The following is an 18767-nucleotide window of genomic DNA, read 5'->3' as shown; positions in this document are numbered from 1 at the left end:
TTGATAAAGGCATTTCATATCAACAGATGTTAAACAACGCGTTTTTTCTTATTGTATACATTAGCCATCCGGAAGGCCGAGATTGTGTCTGTTTTTTGTGCTAAAGCATTTCAGTAGCATTAGGCGCAATAAGAATGCGGTTTATTTTTTGTTCGTAGATGTTTCGTGGAAATAAAACGTAACAGGTGGAATATTTGGCGGGGTTGCAATTGGAATTTACTGACTTTCGGCTGACATAAATTGACAGTGCAGAATAAAATAACGGCCAGCAGTTGCTGGCCGTTATTAATAGTTGCGTTTAGAAACTGGCGTTGCGTGGCGTACGTGGGAACGGAATAACATCACGCACGTTCTGCACGCCGGTGACGTAGGCAATCAGACGCTCGAAGCCCAGACCAAAACCGGAGTGTGGCACGGTGCCATAACGGCGCAGGTCGCGGTACCAGCTGTAATCGGCTGGATTCAGGCCCATCTCTTCCATACGGGCGTCGAGCACGTCCAGGCGCTCTTCACGCTGGGAACCACCGATAATTTCACCGATGCCAGGGGCGAGAACATCCATTGCAGCAACGGTTTTACCGTCTTCGTTAAGGCGCATGTAGAAGGCCTTAATGTCTTTCGGATAGTTTTTCACGACCACCGGTGCTTTGAAGTGTTTCTCAGCCAGGTAGCGCTCATGCTCGGAAGACAAATCCACACCCCAGTAAACCGGGTTCTCGAATTTCTCTCCGCATTTTTCGAGGATTGCCACCGCATCGGTGTAATCCACCTGTGCGAAGTCCGTAGAGACGAAGCGCTCCAGACGGGCGACCGCATCGCTGTCAACGCGCTCAGCGAAGAATTTCATGTCGTCAGGACGTTCTTCCAGAACCGCTTTGAACACATACTTCAGCATGGCTTCAGCCAGACCCGCTACATCATTCAGATCGGCAAACGCCACTTCAGGCTCCAGCATCCAGAATTCCGCCAGGTGGCGGCTGGTGTTGGAGTTTTCAGCACGGAAGGTTGGGCCGAAGGTGTAGATTTTGGACAGGGCACAAGCGTACGTCTCACCATTCAGCTGGCCAGATACGGTCAGGAATGCTTCTTTACCGAAGAAGTCCTGGTCGAAATCAACTTTGCCTTCTGGCGTGCGCGGTAAGTTTTCCAGATCCAGCGTCGAAACGCGGAACATCTCTCCAGCACCTTCGGTATCGGATGCGGTAATCAGCGGGGTAGATACCCAGAAGTAGCCCTGCTCGTGGAAGAAACGGTGCAGCGCCTGAGCCAGCGTATGACGTACGCGAGCAACTGCGCCGATCATGTTGGTACGCGGGCGCAGGTGAGCCACTTCACGCAGATACTCGATGCTGTGACGTTTTGCCGCCATCGGATAGGTATCCGGATCTTCAACCCAGCCGGTAACTTCTACCGATGTTGCCTGCAGCTCAAAGCTCTGGCCCTGTCCTGGAGACGCAACGACAGTACCGGTCACGATAACGGAACAACCGGTGGTCAGGCGCAGAACTTCGTCATTGTAATTGGGCAGAGAATTATTAATTACGGCCTGTACAGGATCAAAGCAGGAACCGTCATAGACGGCGAGGAAGGAGATGCCAGCTTTAGAATCTCGGCGAGTACGCACCCATCCGCGCACGGTGACTTCTTGGTCAACGGCGACGCGGCCCTGGAGTACGTCGGCTACAGGCACAACGCTCATAATATTCTCTCTGTTAATAGTCGGAAAAAATAGATATTTGTCCGCCCTTATAGGGGGGATATCTATGTTACCTGGCATCCGCCATCAGACAAGCAGATTTCGCAGAGAAAAGAGAAGAAATTAGAAAAAAATGAGACAGGGGGCCGGAAAGCCCCCGTGGAGAGGATTAACTGGCTTTCTTAATCTGTGGCAGATCGAAGGCTTTACGCAGTGCACGCACGAAGGCTTTGTCATGACAGATGGTTTTGCCGGGACTGTCAGAAAGCTTCGCCACCGGCTTGCCGTTACATTCCACCAGTTTAATCACGATATTCAGCGGTTTTACCTGGGGGATATCGCAGGTCAGGCGTGTGCCAATACCAAAGCTCAGGTTAACGCGGGAAGAGAACTGGCGATAAAGATCGACCGCTTTTGAGAGATCTAAATTATCGGAGAAAACCAGCACTTTAGTGAGCGGATCAATGCCCAGCTTTTGATAGTGAGCGATGGCTTTTTCACCCCATTCAACCGGGTCCCCGGAATCATGGCGCAGGCCTTGATAGCGGTCGGCAAATTCCGGGCCGAAGTCACGCAGGAAAGCGTCCATCGTAATACAGTCCGTAAGGGCAATACCCAGCTGATCCGGATATTCTTCAAGCCAGGCGGCGAGCGCGGCACGCTGGCTGGTGGCGAGATCGGGGCTGATTTGCTGGTGCGCCTGGAACCATTCGTGGGCCTGGGTGCCCATCGGCGTCAGGTTGCGACGACGCGCTAAATCGTAGTTACTGGTGCCGACAAACCACGGCTCCTGCTGCAAACGTTCAACGATGGCCTGCTGCACTTCGCGAGAGAAACGACGGCGGGTACCGAAATCCATAAGACGAAAACGGGACATATCCACCGATTCCGTCATCCGATTGAAATCAACCAGCTTGCTTTCGAGCGATTCCAGCGCCTGCTCAACGCCCACTTCTGGTGAACGGTAGCGGTGCACAATCTCGCTGATCACCGCCAGCAGTGGCACTTCCCACATGATCACTTCCCGCCACGGCCCGGAAAGGCGAATGTGCAGTCGACCATTATTATTGGTGACGGTGACCTGTTCGGGGTTGTAGCGGAAATCGCGCAGCCAGTCTAAATAGTCGGCTTTAAAGAAGGGGAGGCCAGAGAGCCACTGGTATTCGTCGTCCTGCAGAGTCAGATGCTGCATGGCATCGACCTGTTCACGGATCGTATCAGCGTAAATACCGAGCAAGTCATCACCACGGCAGCGGAATTCAGCCGCTACTTGTACATCATAGTAATGGTGAAAAACGGCTTGCTGCATATGCAGTTTATACGCATCGGTATCCAGCAGTGTATGCAGAACAGGGGAAGCGAATTGAGTCATAGGTGCGCAGTAGCATCCTCTCACGGGAGCGTTTAGTACAATAAACAACTATTGAAACCGCTGGAGTATACCTTGTTTAGCGATTTATTGAACCCCGATCACAACATAAGCTGCCGTTATGGTCGAGTGCATTTTGTGCCTCGTGTTATACAAATGTAGCAAAAATGGGTTTTCTCCCTGAAAAGATGAACATTCTGCGTAGCGCGTTTTGTGCAACAGGAATAGACTGGATTCGTTATTCGACAAACGATGCATAAGGTTTTCTATGACACAACAGCCACAAGCCAAATACCGCCACGACTACCGTGCGCCGGAATACCTGATTAGCGATATCGATCTGACTTTTGACCTGGATGCCACCAAAACCGTTGTTACGGCCATAAGCCAGGTCACACGCCAAAGTGCGACGGCTGTACCGCTGCGCCTCGACGGTGAAGACCTGACGCTGGTCTCCGTGCACGTGAACGACGAAGCGTGGACCGACTATAAAGAAGAAGAGGGTCAGCTGGTCATTAACAATCTGCCAGAGCGTTTCTCCCTGCGCATCGTGACCGAAATCAGCCCTGCGTCCAATACGGCGCTGGAAGGTCTGTATCAATCAGGCGTGGCGCTTTGCACTCAGTGCGAAGCCGAAGGTTTCCGCCATATTACCTGGTATCTGGACCGCCCTGACGTTCTGGCGCGTTTCACCACCAAAATCATTGCCGATAAAAAACTTTATCCGTACCTGCTCTCCAACGGTAACCGCGTCGGGCAGGGCGAGCTGGAAAACGGTCGTCACTGGACCCAATGGCAAGATCCATTCCCAAAACCGTGCTATCTGTTTGCGCTGGTGGCGGGTGATTTCGACGTTCTGCGCGATACCTTCAAAACCCGTTCCGGTCGCGACGTAGCGCTGGAGCTGTTTGTCGATCGCGGCAACCTTGACCGCGCACCGTGGGCAATGACCTCATTAATCAACTCCATGAAGTGGGACGAAGAGCGTTTCGGCCTGGAATACGATCTCGACATCTATATGATCGTTGCCGTCGACTTCTTTAATATGGGCGCGATGGAGAACAAAGGCCTGAACGTCTTTAACTCCAAATACGTGCTGGCGCGTACCGACACTGCGACCGATAAAGACTACCTCGATATCGAACGCGTCATCGGCCACGAGTATTTCCACAACTGGACCGGCAACCGCGTGACCTGCCGCGACTGGTTCCAGTTGAGCCTGAAAGAAGGCCTGACCGTGTTCCGTGACCAGGAGTTCAGCTCCGATTTGGGTTCACGCGCTGTCAATCGCATCAGCAACGTGCGCACCATGCGTGGCCTGCAGTTCGCTGAAGACGCCAGCCCGATGGCGCACCCGATTCGCCCGGACAAAGTGATTGAGATGAACAACTTCTACACCCTGACGGTGTACGAGAAAGGTTCTGAAATCATTCGCATGATCCACACTTTGCTCGGTGAAGAGAACTTCCAGAAAGGAATGCAGCTCTATTTCGAACGTCACGACGGCAGCGCAGCCACCTGCGACGATTTCGTTCAGGCGATGGAAGACGCGTCCAACGTCGATCTGTCCCATTTCCGCCGCTGGTACAGCCAGGCCGGGACGCCGATTGTCACCGTCAAAGACGACTACAATCCTGAAACCGAGCAGTACACCCTGACCATCAGCCAGCGCACGCCGCCAACCGCCGAGCAGGAAGAGAAACACCCGCTGCACATTCCGTTCAGCATCGAGCTGTATGACAACGAAGGTAAAGTGATTCCGCTGCAGAAGGGCGGTCATCCTGTGCATCACGTGCTGAATGTGACCCAGGCGGAGCAGACCTTTATCTTTGATAATGTCTACTTCCAGCCGGTTCCGGCGCTGCTGTGCGAATTCTCTGCCCCTGTGAAACTGGAATATAAGTGGAGCGATCAGCAGCTTACTTTCCTGATGCGTCATGCGCGCAATGATTTCTCCCGCTGGGATGCTGCGCAGAGTCTGCTGGCGACCTACATCAAACTGAACGTCAACCGTCACCAGCAAGGACAGCCGCTGTCGCTGCCTGTGCATGTTGCCGATGCGTTCCGCGCGATCCTTTTGGATGAGAAAATCGATCCGGCGCTGGCCGCAGAGATTCTGACCCTGCCATCCGCAAACGAAATCGCCGAGCTGTTCGAGGTTATCGATCCGATCGCGATTACCGCTGTGCGTGAAGCTCTGACCCGTACGCTGGCGACTGAGCTGGCCGACGAGTTCCTGGCAATTTACAACGCCAACAAGCTCGACCAATACCGTGTGGAACACGCCGATATCGGCAAGCGTTCTCTGCGTAATACCTGCCTGCGCTATCTGGCCTTCGGTGACGCGGAACTGGCAAATACGCTGGTCAGCAAGCAGTATCACGACGCCGATAACATGACCGACGCATTGGCAGCTCTGGCGGCAAGCGTGGCGGCTGAGTTGCCGTGCCGCGATACGCTGATGCAAGAGTACGATGACAAGTGGCATCAGGATGGTCTGGTTATGGATAAGTGGTTTATTCTGCAATCCACCAGCCCGTCAGCGGATGTTCTTAGCACGGTGCGCAGCCTGCTGAAGCACCGCTCTTTCACCATGAGCAATCCGAACCGCGTGCGTTCTCTGATTGGCGCGTTTGCCAGCAGCAATCCGGCAGCGTTCCATGCAGAAGATGGCAGTGGTTATCAGTTTATGGTGGAAATGCTGACCGAGCTGAACAGTCGCAACCCGCAGGTGGCGTCGCGTCTGATTGAGCCGCTGATCCGTCTGAAACGTTACGATGCGTCGCGCCAGGCGAAAATGCGCGCCGCGCTGGAGCAGTTGAAAGGGCTGGAAAATCTGTCGGGCGATCTGTTCGAGAAGATTACGAAGGCGCTGGCGTAGGTAAATGCAAAACGGCAACGCAAGTTGCCGTTTTTAGTGTTTTCTCCCTCGCCCTGTGGGAGAGGGCCGGGGTGAGGGCATCAGGCATTAGCGAATGCGGCCGCCGCCCGGCTTTTTTCTATCCGTGACGCCGGACCTGCACTTCGGTCGCCCCACGTTTCATCACTCTTTCCAGCACTTCCGCTTCCAGCTCCGCCAGCCGTGCCGATCCTTTACGCCGTGGGCGCGGAATATCCACCGCCACATCCAGCCCGATTTTGCCTTCCTCAATTAACAAAACCCTATCGGCCATCGCCACCGCTTCGCTCACATCGTGTGTCACCAGCAGCACCGTAAAGCCATGCTCCTGCCAAAGCGACTCGATCAGATCCTGCATTTCAATGCGCATCAGCGCATCCAGCGCCCCGAGCGGTTCATCCAGCAGTAATAGGCCGGGGCGATGGATCAACGCCCGCGCCAGCGCCACACGCTGTTTTTGCCCACCGGAGAGAGCGGCTGGCCATTCGCCCGCGCGGTTTTCCAGCCCGACGGCGCTCAACGCCTGACGCGCGTTGTCCCGCCAGTTGTCTTTGAGCCCCAGCCCGACGTTATCGATTACCGTTTTCCACGGCAGCAGGCGTGCATCCTGGAACATCATCCGGGTGTCATCCTGAATATCCGCCAGCGGCGTATTGCCCGCCAGCAGCTCGCCGCCGTTAGGCGCCTCCAGTCCGGCAAGCAGTCGTAATAAGGTGCTTTTTCCGCCACCGCTGCGCCCGACTACGGCAACGAATTGTCCGGCGGGAATATGCAAATCTAAGGCATTCAGGATTGTGTTATCGCCATAGCGTTTATTGACGCCGTTAAGCAGGAGCGGCGTGCCTTGGTTTAAACGAGCCGTAGTCATGCGTTCGCCTCCTTCGTGGAATAGGCCGGATTCCAGCGCAGCCAGCTACGCTCCAGCCACTGGGCGCTGATGTCGGCGAGTTTGCCGAGCAGGGCGTAAAGGATGATGGCAACCACCACCACGTCGGTTTGCAGAAATTCACGGGCGTTCATCGCCAGATAGCCGATGCCGGAGTTCGCCGAAATGGTTTCTGCGACGATCAGCGTTAGCCACATCAGGCCGAGCGCAAACCGCACCCCGACCATGATCGACGGCAGCGCGCCCGGCAGGATCACATGAATAAACAGCGAAAAGCCGGATAAACCGTAGCTGCGCGCCATCTCGACCAGCCCGCGATCGATGTTGCGAATGCCGTGCCAGGTGTTGATGTAAATCGGGAATAGGGTGCCGAGTGCGACGAGGAAAATTTTGGCGCTCTCATCGATGCCAAACCACAAAATCACTAGCGGGATCAGCGCCAGATGCGGCACATTACGCAGCATCTGGATTGACGTATCCAGCAAACGCTCGCCCCAGCGGGACAGGCCACTGATAAGGCCCAGCGTCAGGCCAATCGAGCCGCCGATGGAAAAACCAATCAGCGCGCGCCAGGAGCTGATCGCCAGATGTTGCCACAGCTCACCGCTGGAACTGAGTGACCAGAACGCTTCCACCACGCCCTCCGGAGAGGGCAGAATACGGCTCGACAACCATCCCACGGAGGAGGCGAGTTGCCAGACAATCACGATGCCGACGGGCAGAAACCAGGGGGCCAGCCTCAGCAGCCATTTTGGGGATGGGTTCGCCATACGGACCTCGTTAGCTCTGCGCGACTTTTCGCGGGATAAACTCATTCGCCACGGCTTCGCCCTGAAGCTGGAGCGGGCGCGGCTGTGGAATTTCGGGGATCGAGACATCCAGATGCGGGAACAGCAGTTCGCCGACTTTGTACGCCTCTTCCAGGTGTGGATAGCCGGACAAAATAAAACTGTCGATACCGAGATCCGCATATTCGTTAATTCGTGCCGCGACCGTTGGGCCATCGCCTACCAACGCTGTACCCGCTCCGCCACGAACCAGCCCTACACCCGCCCACAGGTTCGGGCTGATTTCGAGATTCTCCCGCTTGCCGTTATGAAGAGAAGCCATCCGGTGCTGCCCTACGGAATCGGTTTTCGCCAGTGCGGCCTGCGCTTTGGCGATGGTCTCATCGTCAAGGTGCGAAATCAGACGATCGGCGGCCTGCCAGGCTTCCGCATTGGTTTCCCGCACGATGACGTGCAGACGAATGCCGAAACGCACTTTGCGCCCGTGCGCGGCGGCTTTGGCGCGAACTTGCTCAATTTTCTCTTTCACCTGCTCCGGCGGTTCGCCCCAGGTCAGATACAGATCAACCTGTTCGGCGGCCAGATCCTGCGCCACATCCGATGAGCCACCAAAGTAGAGCGGGGGACGTGGCTGCTGGACCGGCGCAAACAGCAGCTTCGCATCGCGCACGTGAATATGTTTGCCCTCGTAAGTGACGGTTTCAGCCTCCAGCAAACGTCTCCAGACGCGGGTAAATTCTGCTGATGCTTCGTAGCGTTCCGTATGATCGAGAAACACCCCGTCACCCGCAAGTTCCTGCGGGTCGCTGCCGGTGACAAGGTTAAACAGAGCGCGGCCATTGGAAAGCCGGTCAAGCGTTGCGGCCTGACGGGCAGCGACGGTAGGTGAAACGACGCTCGGGCGCAGGGCGACCAAAAACTTCAGCCGCTGTGTGACTGGAATCATCGATGCCGCGACCAGCCATGCATCTTCGCAGGAACGTCCTGTCGGGATTAGCACACCGGTAAAGCCGATTCTGTCCGCTGCCTGCGCAATTTGCTGCAAGTAGCCGTAGTCCACTGGGCGGGCACCCTCTTCGGTTCCAAGATAGTGCCCGTCACCGTGGGTCGGTAAAAACCAGAATAGATTCAGACTCATGATTTCGATCCTTCTTTGTCAGAGGGTTGCCAGATGCGGTCGCGAATATCGATTTTTTTCGGCACGAGATGGTTCTCGTAGAAAAGATCCGCGGTCTGCTGTTGCAGGACGGCGGTTTTGGCGTCGACGGGTTTGATCACTGTCGTCGGGCGATGATCCAGATAGCTTGCGATCACCGGCTCTGGCAGACCCATCGTTTTGGCGAGCAGGGCGATGCTTTCCTGACGCTGGCTCTGAGTGAGCGCATCTGCCTCGCTAAAGGTATTCAGCACGCCCTGAACAAATTCACCGTTCTTTTCGGCATAAGGGCGAGCGGCAAGGTAGAAAGAACCGGTCTGTTTCAGCGTTTCGCCATCTTTCAGCACCCGAACGCCACCCTGCAGTAACGCGGCGGAGTAATACGGGTCCCAGATTGCCCAGGCATCCACATTATTTTGCTGGAACGCTGCGCGGGCATCCGCCGGGGTTAAATAGATGGGTTGAATGTCGTTGAACGACAGGCCCGCCTGTTGAAGTGCGCGCAGCAGTAAATTGTGCGAACTGGAACCTTTCTGGAACGCGACTTTATGGCCGTTTAGATCCGCGACGGTTTTTATCGGGCTGTTCTCAGGCACCAGAATCACTTCCGCTTTCGGCTTCGGTGGCTCTACGCCAACGTAGACCAAATCAGCGCCAGCGGCCTGGGCAAAAATCGGCGGAATATCGCCGGTACTGCCTAAATCAATGCTGCCGACGTTCAACGCCTCCAGCATCTGCGGTCCGGCAGGGAACTCGACCCAAGAGAATTTAGTGTCCGGGTAGCGCTTTTCCAGCAGCTGATGACTTTTCGCCAGCACCATACTGACGCTGCCTTTTTGGTAGCCAATACGCAGGCTTTCCGGCGCAGGTTCCGCCGCCTGTGCCAGAGCAGAAACGGCGAGCAGAGCGGTGATAAGAGCTTTAAACATGAGCGACTCCTTTCAGACGGCCAAAGGCGGGGACGGGAGCATCACGACGATGCAATGCCTGCCAGAAGGTTTCTAGCGCGCTATCAAGGCGCAGGTGTAAATTCGGCGTGAACTGCGGTTTATGCTGGTAATCGACAACCTGAGAATCATCGGCAAATACGCCGTGAAGGATCTCTTGCGCCTTCAGCGCGTTCAGCACTGGCTTGAGTGCGTAATCTACCGCCAGCATGTGTGCGACGGTGCCGCCGGTCGCCAGAGGGAGAACCACTTTCCCTTCGAGCGCACGTTCAGGCAGTAAATCGAGAAGCGTTTTCAGCGCACCGGAAAAAGAGGCCTTATAGACAGGTGTCGCCACAATCAAGCCATCAGCCCCTTTAAGCTGTTCGATTAACGCCTGAAGCGCCGGGCTATCAAAGCGCGCATAAAGCAGATCTTCCGGCTCGAAGTTGTGCAAATTCCAGTGACATACCTCAACGCCCAGTGAATTGAGCTGTTCGCGGGCATATTCCAGTAAAGCGCTAGAGCGTGAAGGGAAACGCGGACTTCCGGCCAACGTGATGACGCGCATGCTTTCTCCTTATAACTATTTGTTTGCTTTTATCTAACATTCATAACAATTTTCACGAGTGTGACATTGCAGGGTTATTCCACTAAATGATTTATCTGAAATTAAAATGCCGAAAATTGCATAAGAAAGAAGCAGAAAGGGAAACGATTGCGCTTTACGATGATTTTTTGCCGCAGGTCAATTCCCTTTCACGGCGCGATCGCAGATAATCCGTGTCCGGTTTGCACACCGGAATCCAGGAGAGTTCATGTACTACCCCTTCGTTCGTAAAGCCCTTTTTCAGCTCGATCCCGAGCGCGCTCATGAATTGACATTCCAGCAGTTACGCCGCATTACAGGAACGCCTCTTGAAGCGCTGGTGCGCCAGAAAGTGCAGGAAAAACCTGTCTCGTGCATGGGCCTGACGTTTAAAAATCCTCTGGGGCTGGCAGCAGGCCTCGATAAGAACGGCGAATGCATTGACGCCCTGGGCGCGATGGGGTTCGGCTCCATTGAAGTCGGCACCGTGACGCCGCGCGCGCAGGACGGGAATGACAAGCCGCGCCTGTTCCGCCTGGTTGAAGCCGAAGGGTTGATCAACCGGATGGGCTTTAATAACCACGGTGTTGATCACCTGGTAGAGAACGTGAAAAAAGCCCATTTTGACGGCGTGCTCGGAATTAATATCGGCAAAAATAAAGATACGCCGGTGGAGCAGGGGAAAGATGACTATTTGATTTGTATGGAAAAAGTCTATGCCTACGCCGGTTATATTGCGATTAATATCTCTTCGCCAAATACCCCAGGCCTGCGTACGCTGCAATATGGCGAAGCGCTGGACGATCTCTTAAGTGCGATCAAAAATAAGCAGAATGAGCTGCAGAATACCCATCATAAATATGTTCCGATCGCGGTGAAGATCGCCCCGGATCTTTCTGTCGAAGAATTGATCCAGGTGGCCGACAGTTTGGTTCGCCATAATATTGATGGTGTTATTGCCACCAATACGACACTCGATCGCTCCCTGGTTCAGGGAATGAAAAACTGTGACCAAATGGGTGGCTTAAGCGGTCGTCCGGTACAATTAAAAAGCACCGAAATTATTCGCGCGCTGTCGGCGGAATTAAAGGGTCGCTTACCGATCATCGGCGTGGGTGGCATCGACTCTGTCATCGCGGCCCGCGAGAAGATGGCGGCGGGTGCGTCGCTGGTGCAAATCTATTCCGGCTTTATTTTTAAAGGCCCACAATTGATTAAAGAAATCGTTAATCATATCTAATCTTTTCTCCATATCAGACAACCAGGGCTTTATTTCCAGCCCTGGTTGTTTTATATTCCGTCTTTGTTGCTTATTTAGACATTATGGTCTTTTATTATTGATGTTATAAAACGAAGCGACAATTCGGACATTTTAAGAACAGGACGTTGTGGGGAAGGAGAGGAAAATGCGAATAAAACCTGACGATAACTGGCGCTGGTATTTTTGCGATGAGCACGATCGAATGATGCTCGATTTAGCCAATGGTATGTTATTTCGCTCTCGTTTCGCTCGCCGAATGCTGACCCCGGATGCGTTTGCGCCGTCAGGCTTTTGTGTTGACGATGCGGCGCTGTTTTTCTCGTTTGAAGAGAAATGTCGCGATCTGATCCTCTCTAAAGAGCAGCGCGCCGAGCTGGTGCTGAATGCGCTGGTGGCGATCCGCTTCCTGAAACCGCAGATGCCAAAAAGCTGGCACTTCCTCGCTCACGGTCAGTCCTTGTCGCCGATCACCGGTGATGCGGCCTGCGTCAATCTGAGTGATACCTCGGAAGAGGTGAGTTTGCTGGTGGTCGAGCCGGGCGAAAATGCCGCCCTGTGCCTGCTGGCGCAACCCGGCGTGGTGATTGCCGGGCGCACAATGCAGCTGGGTGATGCGATTAAAGTGATGAATGACCGACTGAAACCGCAACTGCGTATGGATTCGTTCAGTCTCGAACAGGCCGTTTAAAGCTCTAGCTGCACAGACGTTTTCGGAATGCAGCTACAGCACAGAATGGTTCCATCCTCGCTTACCGCTGATTTCTTCAGCGCCGTCACTTGGCCATCGACCAGGGTGATGCGACAACTTCCACAGATCCCCGCACGACACGAATAAGGCACGCGGATCCCCGCTTGTTCCAGCTGTTCCAGCAGTACCTGCTGATTATTTCCCGGCAGCGTTTTGCCTTGCCACTGAATGGTCACCGCCGAAACCGGCTGGGTGATCGCTTCTGGCTCTTCTTCTTCCTCCGGCCCGTGACCGTAAACTCTTGCCGGTCCCGTTGACAGAATTTCGATTTCATCACCCACGCGGATCACGCCGCTGCTGCGTGGGATCAGGTTCTGACCGAAATCGACGTCGCCGTTATCCTGCGCGGTGCGGAAAGATTGCAACGTTTTCAGCGGCTCGCCGGAAGGGTGCTTTTGACCTTTCTCCGGGCTGATAGTCGTGAAGATGCAGCGGCTGCAGGGTTTCACCACATCAAAAATCACGCTGCCAATGCGGATAACCTTCCAGGTGTCCTCTTCCCAGGCCTGTGCGCCGGTCACCACCAGGTTGGGGCGGAATTGCTCCATTTGCACGCTGGCGGAACAGCGGTTTTGCAGATCGCGCAGGGAGGCGTCGTTGGTCAGCAGGTAAGGAAAACCGTCGGCAAAAGAGAGGGGAACCGCTTCGAAGCGCTTCACGCGACGCGTCAGTTCCGGTCCGACCCAGCGCAGCTGTACGGCGCGAGAAAAGAATCCGCTGAGCCAGGTGTTGATCTCTTCGGGGGCGACGCGGGCAGTGAAATGGTTGCCCCAGACTTCGGTGGGCGCATCGACGGCGGCGAAGTCGCTAAAGCGCGCGATCGCGCTGGAACCGTCCGGCGCGGTCAGATGTAAGCCATCGTGTAGCGGAGCAGGAATGAAGCGCACCATCTGCGGGAACTGGCGGGCGGTGATAAAGGTGCCGTCCGGTTCGGTGATCATAAAAATGCGATCAAAGGCAAAGCCGCTGACGTCAGCAAGCGCGTGGGTCAGGCCAATACCGCGCATGGATTTGACCGGATGAATAAAAAGCCTGGATAACGTCGCCACTTCGCACTCCCACAAATGAAAATAAGCCCTCAACTTTAGGACATAGCGCACATATTAGCTATAATGCGCAGCAATTTTCTACGAGTAATAAGTGACGATATGAATCCTCTGTTTGCCAGTACGGCCCGTGGGCTGGAAGAGCTGTTAAAAACTGAACTGGAAAGCCTTGGCGCACGTGAGTGTCAGGTGGTTCAGGGTGGTGTCCATTTTGAGGGCGACACGCGGCTTATTTACCAGAGCCTGATGTGGAGCCGCCTGGCGTCGCGCATCATGTTGCCGCTGGGTGCCTGTAAGGTCTATAGCGACCTTGACCTGTACCTCGGCGTACAGGCGACCGACTGGACAGAGATTTTCGCCCCAGGCGCGACCTTTGCCGTGCATTTCAGCGGTCTGAACGACGAAATTCGTAATAGCCAGTACGGTGCGCTGAAAGTGAAAGACGCCATTGTCGACAGCTTCACGCGTAAAAATCTCGAGCGTCCGAACGTTGATCGTGAAAATCCCGATCTGCGCATTAACGTGTGGCTGAATAAAGAGACAGCACATATCTCGCTGGATCTGTGCGGCGAAGGCCTGCATCAGCGCGGCTATCGCGATCGCGCCGGTATTGCGCCGATCAAAGAGAACCTGGCTGCGGCCATCGTGATGCGTTCCGGCTGGCAGCCGGGCACGCCGATGCTCGACCCGATGTGCGGTTCCGGTACTTTGCTGATCGAAGCAGCCATGATGGCGACGGATCGTGCGCCGGGCTTGCACCGTGGGCAATGGGGTTTTAGCGGCTGGGCGCAGCACGACGATGCCCTCTGGAAAGAGGTCAAAGCCGAAGCGCAGGTTCGCGCGCGTAAAGGCCTGGCGGACTATGGTTCTCGTTTCTACGGCTCGGACAGCGACGCCCGTGTTATTGAACGTGCGCGCAGCAACGCCCGCCGTGCCGGTATCGGTGAGCTGATCGACTTCGAGGTGAAAGACGTCGCCCAGTTAACCAATCCGCTGCCTAAAGGCCCGTACGGCACGGTGATCAGTAACCCACCGTACGGCGAACGTCTGGATAGCGAACCGGCGCTGATCGCGCTGCATAGCCTGTTTGGTCGTACCATGAAAGACGCTTTCGGCGGCTGGAATCTGTCGTTGTTTAGCGGCTCTCCGGAACTGCTGAGCTGCCTGCAACTGCGCGCCGAGCGCCAGTTCAAAGCCAAAAACGGCCCGCTGGACTGTGTGCAGAAAAACTACCATCTGACCGAAAAAGACGGTGACAGCAAGCCGTCCACCGTGGCGGAAGATTATGCCAACCGTCTGCGTAAGAACCTGAAAAAATTCGAAAAGTGGGCGAAACAGGAAGGTGTTGAATGCTACCGCATTTACGATGCCGATCTGCCGGAATATAACGTAGCGGTAGACCGTTACGCGGACTGGGTGGTGGTTCAGGAATATGCACCGCCGAAAACGGTGGATGCGCAAAAAGCGCGTCAGCGTCTGCTGGACATTATCGCCGCAACCATTGGCGTGCTGGGTATCGCACCTAATAAACTGATCCTGAAAACCCGTGAGCGTCAGAAAGGGGCCAATCAGTATCAGAAGATGGGTGATAAGGGCGACTTTATCGAAGTGGGCGAGTACAACGCGCGCCTGTGGGTCAACCTGACGGACTACCTCGACACCGGTCTGTTCCTCGATCACCGTATCGCGCGTCGTATGCTGGGCCAGATGAGCAAAGGAAAAGACTTCCTGAACTTGTTCGCTTACACCGGCAGCGCCAGCGTTCATGCGGGCCTGGGCGGTGCGCGTAGCACCACCACGGTCGATATGTCGCGCACCTATCTGGAGTGGGCTGAGCGTAACCTGCGTCTCAACGGCCTGACCGGACGTCAGCATCGCCTGCTGCAAGCCGACGTACTGGGCTGGCTGCGTGACACAGATGAGCAGTTTGACCTGATCTTCATCGATCCACCGACTTTCTCTAACTCGAAACGTATGGAAGACTCGTTTGACGTTCAGCGCGATCACCTGCGTCTGATGACCGACCTGAAACGTCTGCTGCGTAAAGGCGGCACCATTATGTTCTCGAACAACAAACGCGGCTTCCGCATGGACAATGACGGGCTGGAAAAATTGGGACTGAAAGCACAAGAAATCAGCCAAAAAACGCTGTCTCAGGACTTCGCCCGTAACCGTCAAATTCACAACTGCTGGTTAATTACCGCAGTCTGATAGGAAATTTTAAATGTCATTAATAAGCATGCACGGCGCATGGCTGTCTTTCAGCGATGCGCCACTTCTCGACGACACTGAACTGCACATCGAAGATAACGAACGCGTTTGTCTGGTGGGCCGTAACGGCGCGGGTAAATCCACACTGATGAAGATCCTTAACCGTGAGCAGGGGCTGGATGATGGCCGCATTGTTTACGAACAAGATCTGATTGTTTCCCGTCTGCAGCAGGACCCACCGCGCAACGTTGCGGGCAGCGTGTACGATTTTGTCGCTGAAGGGATTTCAGAGCAGGCCGAATACCTGAAGGGCTATCACGATATCTCGCACCTGGTCATGACCGATCCGAGCGAAAAAAATCTCAACGAGATGGCGCGTCTTCAGGATCTGCTGGATCACCACGGCCTGTGGCAGCTGGAAGATCGCATTAATGAAGTGCTGGAACAGCTCGGTCTTGAAGCCGATATGGCGCTGGCGTCCCTTTCGGGTGGCTGGCTGCGTAAAGCGGCTCTGGGCCGTGCGCTGGTCAGTGGACCAAAAGTGCTGCTGCTCGATGAGCCAACAAACCACCTCGATATTGAAACCATCGACTGGCTGGAAGGGTTCCTGAAAACCTTCAACGGCACCATCATCTTTATCTCGCACGACCGTTCATTCATCCGCAATATGGCAACGCGTATTGTCGATCTCGATCGCGGCAAGCTGGTCACCTATCCAGGCGATTACGACACTTATCTGCTGGAGAAAGAAGAAAACCTGCGCGTGGAAGAGCTGCAAAACGCCGAGTTCGATCGCAAGCTGGCGCAGGAAGAAGTCTGGATCCGTCAGGGCATCAAAGCCCGTCGTACCCGTAACGAAGGCCGTGTGCGTGCCTTGAAAGCGATGCGTAACGAACGCAGCGAACGCCGGGAAGTGATGGGCAGCGCGAAGATGCAGGTCGAAGAGGCCTCTCGCTCCGGCAAGATTGTCTTCGAGATGGAAAACGTCAATTACCAGATCGACGGCAAAGTACTGGTGAGCGATTTCTCCGCTCAGGTTCAGCGTGGCGACAAAATCGCCCTGATTGGCCCGAACGGCTGTGGTAAATCCACGCTGCTGAAACTGATGCTCGGCCAGTTACAGGCTGACAGCGGACGCGTTCACTGCGGGACTAAACTGGAAGTGGCCTATTTCGATCAGCACCGTACAGAGCTTGATCCGGACAGAACGGTGATGGATAACCTGGCCGAAGGCAAACAAGAGGTGATGGTCAACGGTAAACCGCGCCACGTGCTGGGCTACCTGCAGGACTTCCTGTTCCATCCAAAACGCGCCATGACGCCGGTTCGCGCGTTGTCCGGCGGGGAACGTAACCGCCTGCTGCTGGCGCGTCTGTTCCTGAAGCCAAGTAACTTATTGATTCTCGATGAACCGACCAACGATCTGGATGTCGAAACTCTGGAACTGCTGGAAGAGCTGATCGACGGCTATCAGGGCACCGTGATGCTGGTCAGCCACGATCGTCAGTTTGTCGATAACACCGTAACTGAGTGCTGGATTTTCGAAGGCGAAGGCCGGATTGGTCAATATGTCGGCGGCTATCAGGATGCGCGCGGGCAGCAGGCGCAATCTTTGGCGACTAAACAGTCAAAATCCAAAACTGGATCGCAAACTCCTGTCGCAAAAGCAGAAACTGTCAAAAAATCGACGGTCAAAATGAGCTATAACCTGCAGCGCGAACTGGAAGGGTTGCCGCAACGTCTGGAAGAGCTGGAAGCGAATCTGAGTACTTTGCAGGCTCAGGTTGCTGATGCCTCCTTCTTTAGCCAGCCACACGACTATACTCAGAAAATATTGGCGGAGCTTTCCCAGGCCGAAAAGGCGCTGGAAGAAGCATTTGAGCGCTGGGAGTACCTTGAGGCTCTCAAAAACGGCGCATAAACAGGGATACCCGATGTGTGATCAGCACCATGCCGACCGGCATATTCTATGCTCGCAATGCGATATGCTCGTGGCGCTTCCTGAGCTGGATCACGGACATAAAGCAACTTGCCCCCGCTGCGGGGCAACGCTGACAACTGAGTGGGACGCGCCTCGTGCGCGTCCTACTGCATATGCGCTCGCGGCGCTGTTCATGCTGCTGCTTTCAAATCTTTTTCCGTTCATCTATATGAAAGTCGGCGGGATGACCAGCGAAGTGGATTTGCTGGAAATTCCCGGCGTCATGTTCTCGGAAGATTACGCCAGTCTCGGCACCTTCTTCCTTCTCTTTGTGCAAATCGTTCCGGCGTTTTGCCTGGTGGTGATTCTGCTGCTGGTTAACCGCGTTCGGATGCCTGTCAAAGTCAAAATCATGCTTGCCCGAATCCTTTTCCAGCTGAAAAGCTGGGGAATGGCAGAGATTTTCCTGGCGGGAATCCTGGTCAGTTTCGTCAAGCTGATGGCTTACGGTGACGTGGGCGTTGGCAGCAGTTTTATTCCCTGGTGCCTGTACTGTGTTTTGCAATTGCGCGCTTTCCAGTGTGTGGATCGTCGTTGGGCCTGGGATGATATTGCCCCGGCACCCACGCTCGCACAGACGGTTAAAGTGGGTGTTCCAGGGATTCGACAGGGGTTGCGTTCTTGCTCCTGCTGCACCGCTATTTTGCCTGCAGAGCACGAAGTGTGTCCGCGCTGCGGGACGAAAGGGCACGTGCGGCGTAGAAACAGTCTGCAATGGACGATGGCGTTATTGGTCACGTCGATCATGCTGTATTTACCTGCCAATATTTTACCGATCATGATTACGGATCTGCTGGGGGACAAAATGCCCTCGACGATCCTCGCGGGTGTGGTTCTGCTCTGGGGTGAAGGTTCGTATCCGGTCGCTATGGTTATCTTTATCGCCAGTATCATGGTTCCGACGTTAAAAATGATCGCGATTGCCTGGCTGTGCTGGGATGCTAAGGGGCACGGTAAACGCGACAGTGAACGCATGCATCTGATTTATGAAGTCGTAGAATTTGTTGGCCGCTGGTCAATGATTGACGTGTTTGTGATTGCCGTTCTCTCCGCGCTGGTGCGCATGGGAGGACTGATGAGTATTTATCCCGCTATGGGCGCGCTGATGTTTGCGCTGGTCGTTGTGATGACGATGTTTGCGGCCCTGACCTTCGACCCGCGTTTATCGTGGGATCGTGAGCCAGAGTCAAGCCATGAGGAAGAGTGAGAGC

At 54.8% G+C, this 18767-nt stretch carries 14 protein-coding genes; 6 read left to right on the top strand and 8 right to left on the bottom strand.

Going from position 1 to position 18767, the window contains the following annotated elements; genetic code table 11:
* Positions 1-298: 298 nt before the first annotated feature.
* Positions 299-1699 carry an asparagine--tRNA ligase gene (asnS, locus tag JBO43_RS10455; protein WP_095281459.1) on the bottom strand — a complete coding sequence of 467 codons (1401 nt, stop codon included), beginning with the start codon at positions 1697-1699 and terminating at the stop codon, positions 299-301.
* A 166-nt stretch (positions 1700-1865) separates the two neighbouring features.
* The gene (gene pncB, locus JBO43_RS10450; RefSeq protein ID WP_095281460.1) at positions 1866-3068 is read right to left on the bottom strand and encodes a nicotinate phosphoribosyltransferase; all 1203 of its coding nucleotides are present in this window, start codon (positions 3066-3068) and stop codon (positions 1866-1868) included.
* Between the two features lie 265 nt (positions 3069-3333).
* Between pncB and pepN the strand changes: the two genes are divergently transcribed.
* Complete coding sequence (pepN, locus tag JBO43_RS10445) at positions 3334-5946, top strand: aminopeptidase N (protein WP_202674257.1); 2613 nt, start codon at positions 3334-3336, stop codon at positions 5944-5946.
* Positions 5947-6064: 118 nt separating this feature from the next.
* On the opposite strand, the gene ssuB is transcribed toward pepN, so the two are convergent.
* Genes ssuB through ssuE form a run of 5 tightly spaced genes read right to left on the bottom strand, consistent with a single transcriptional unit; the run spans position 6065 to position 10291 of the window.
* Complete coding sequence (ssuB, locus tag JBO43_RS10440; protein WP_202674256.1) at positions 6065-6832, bottom strand: aliphatic sulfonates ABC transporter ATP-binding protein; 768 nt, start codon at positions 6830-6832, stop codon at positions 6065-6067.
* Entirely contained in the window at positions 6829-7620 is a 792-nt protein-coding gene (ssuC, locus tag JBO43_RS10435) for an aliphatic sulfonate ABC transporter permease SsuC (RefSeq protein ID WP_095281463.1), read from the bottom strand. The genes ssuB and ssuC overlap by 4 nt, the downstream gene beginning before the upstream one ends.
* A 10-nt stretch (positions 7621-7630) precedes the next feature.
* Positions 7631-8776 (bottom strand): FMNH2-dependent alkanesulfonate monooxygenase, encoded by a 1146-nt coding sequence (gene ssuD / locus JBO43_RS10430; protein ID WP_202674255.1) that lies wholly within the window; start codon positions 8774-8776, stop codon positions 7631-7633.
* Positions 8773-9723: a sulfonate ABC transporter substrate-binding protein gene (locus JBO43_RS10425; RefSeq protein ID WP_202674254.1), complete on the bottom strand. Its 951-nt coding sequence runs from the start codon at positions 9721-9723 to the stop codon at positions 8773-8775. Before JBO43_RS10425 ends, ssuD begins: the two co-directional genes overlap by 4 nt.
* Complete coding sequence (ssuE, locus tag JBO43_RS10420; protein WP_095281466.1) at positions 9716-10291, bottom strand: NADPH-dependent FMN reductase; 576 nt, start codon at positions 10289-10291, stop codon at positions 9716-9718. The genes JBO43_RS10425 and ssuE overlap by 8 nt, the downstream gene beginning before the upstream one ends.
* A 247-nt stretch (positions 10292-10538) precedes the next feature.
* Here ssuE and pyrD point away from each other — a divergent pair, with 247 nt between their 5' ends.
* Positions 10539-11549 carry a quinone-dependent dihydroorotate dehydrogenase gene (pyrD, locus tag JBO43_RS10415; protein WP_202674253.1) on the top strand — a complete coding sequence of 337 codons (1011 nt, stop codon included), beginning with the start codon at positions 10539-10541 and terminating at the stop codon, positions 11547-11549.
* A gap of 166 nt (positions 11550-11715) precedes the next feature.
* The gene (gene zapC, locus JBO43_RS10410; protein ID WP_202674252.1) at positions 11716-12258 is read left to right on the top strand and encodes a cell division protein ZapC; all 543 of its coding nucleotides are present in this window, start codon (positions 11716-11718) and stop codon (positions 12256-12258) included.
* On the opposite strand, the gene JBO43_RS10405 is transcribed toward zapC, so the two are convergent.
* Positions 12255-13367 (bottom strand): YcbX family protein, encoded by a 1113-nt coding sequence (locus tag JBO43_RS10405; RefSeq protein ID WP_202674251.1) that lies wholly within the window; start codon positions 13365-13367, stop codon positions 12255-12257. The genes zapC and JBO43_RS10405 overlap by 4 nt on opposite strands.
* A gap of 99 nt (positions 13368-13466) precedes the next feature.
* Here JBO43_RS10405 and rlmKL point away from each other — a divergent pair, with 99 nt between their 5' ends.
* The 3 genes from rlmKL to pqiA are packed head-to-tail and all read left to right on the top strand — an operon-like array spanning position 13467 to position 18763.
* On the top strand, positions 13467-15575 hold the full coding sequence (rlmKL, locus tag JBO43_RS10400) for a bifunctional 23S rRNA (guanine(2069)-N(7))-methyltransferase RlmK/23S rRNA (guanine(2445)-N(2))-methyltransferase RlmL (RefSeq protein ID WP_202674250.1): 2109 nt from the start codon (positions 13467-13469) through the stop codon (positions 15573-15575).
* Between the two features lie 13 nt (positions 15576-15588).
* Positions 15589-17496: an ABC transporter ATP-binding protein gene (locus tag JBO43_RS10395; protein WP_095281471.1), complete on the top strand. Its 1908-nt coding sequence runs from the start codon at positions 15589-15591 to the stop codon at positions 17494-17496.
* Positions 17497-17509: 13 nt separating this feature from the next.
* Positions 17510-18763: a membrane integrity-associated transporter subunit PqiA gene (gene pqiA / locus JBO43_RS10390; RefSeq protein WP_202674249.1), complete on the top strand. Its 1254-nt coding sequence runs from the start codon at positions 17510-17512 to the stop codon at positions 18761-18763.
* Positions 18764-18767: the final 4 nt, after the last annotated feature.

The sequence above is a fragment of the Lelliottia jeotgali genome, assembly GCF_016771845.1.
Lineage (GTDB): Bacteria > Pseudomonadota > Gammaproteobacteria > Enterobacterales > Enterobacteriaceae > Enterobacter > Enterobacter jeotgali.
Note: the sequence above shows the minus strand (reverse complement) of the source record. Positions and strands in the feature narration are given on the sequence as shown.

What these genes read in the sequence shown, in the direction of transcription:
- pncB (WP_095281460.1), bottom strand. Translation starts at nt 3,068, where the DNA reads ATGACTCAATTCGCTTCCCCTGTTCTGCATACACTGCTGGATACCGAT.
- JBO43_RS10395 (WP_095281471.1), top strand. Translation starts at nt 15,589, where the DNA reads ATGTCATTAATAAGCATGCACGGCGCATGGCTGTCTTTCAGCGATGCG.
- ssuD (WP_202674255.1), bottom strand. Translation starts at nt 8,776, where the DNA reads ATGAGTCTGAATCTATTCTGGTTTTTACCGACCCACGGTGACGGGCAC.
- ssuC (WP_095281463.1), bottom strand. Translation starts at nt 7,620, where the DNA reads ATGGCGAACCCATCCCCAAAATGGCTGCTGAGGCTGGCCCCCTGGTTT.
- ssuB (WP_202674256.1), bottom strand. Translation starts at nt 6,832, where the DNA reads ATGACTACGGCTCGTTTAAACCAAGGCACGCCGCTCCTGCTTAACGGC.
- pepN (WP_202674257.1), top strand. Translation starts at nt 3,334, where the DNA reads ATGACACAACAGCCACAAGCCAAATACCGCCACGACTACCGTGCGCCG.
- ssuE (WP_095281466.1), bottom strand. Translation starts at nt 10,291, where the DNA reads ATGCGCGTCATCACGTTGGCCGGAAGTCCGCGTTTCCCTTCACGCTCT.
- pqiA (WP_202674249.1), top strand. Translation starts at nt 17,510, where the DNA reads ATGTGTGATCAGCACCATGCCGACCGGCATATTCTATGCTCGCAATGC.
- zapC (WP_202674252.1), top strand. Translation starts at nt 11,716, where the DNA reads ATGCGAATAAAACCTGACGATAACTGGCGCTGGTATTTTTGCGATGAG.
- pyrD (WP_202674253.1), top strand. Translation starts at nt 10,539, where the DNA reads ATGTACTACCCCTTCGTTCGTAAAGCCCTTTTTCAGCTCGATCCCGAG.
- asnS (WP_095281459.1), bottom strand. Translation starts at nt 1,699, where the DNA reads ATGAGCGTTGTGCCTGTAGCCGACGTACTCCAGGGCCGCGTCGCCGTT.
- rlmKL (WP_202674250.1), top strand. Translation starts at nt 13,467, where the DNA reads ATGAATCCTCTGTTTGCCAGTACGGCCCGTGGGCTGGAAGAGCTGTTA.
- JBO43_RS10425 (WP_202674254.1), bottom strand. Translation starts at nt 9,723, where the DNA reads ATGTTTAAAGCTCTTATCACCGCTCTGCTCGCCGTTTCTGCTCTGGCA.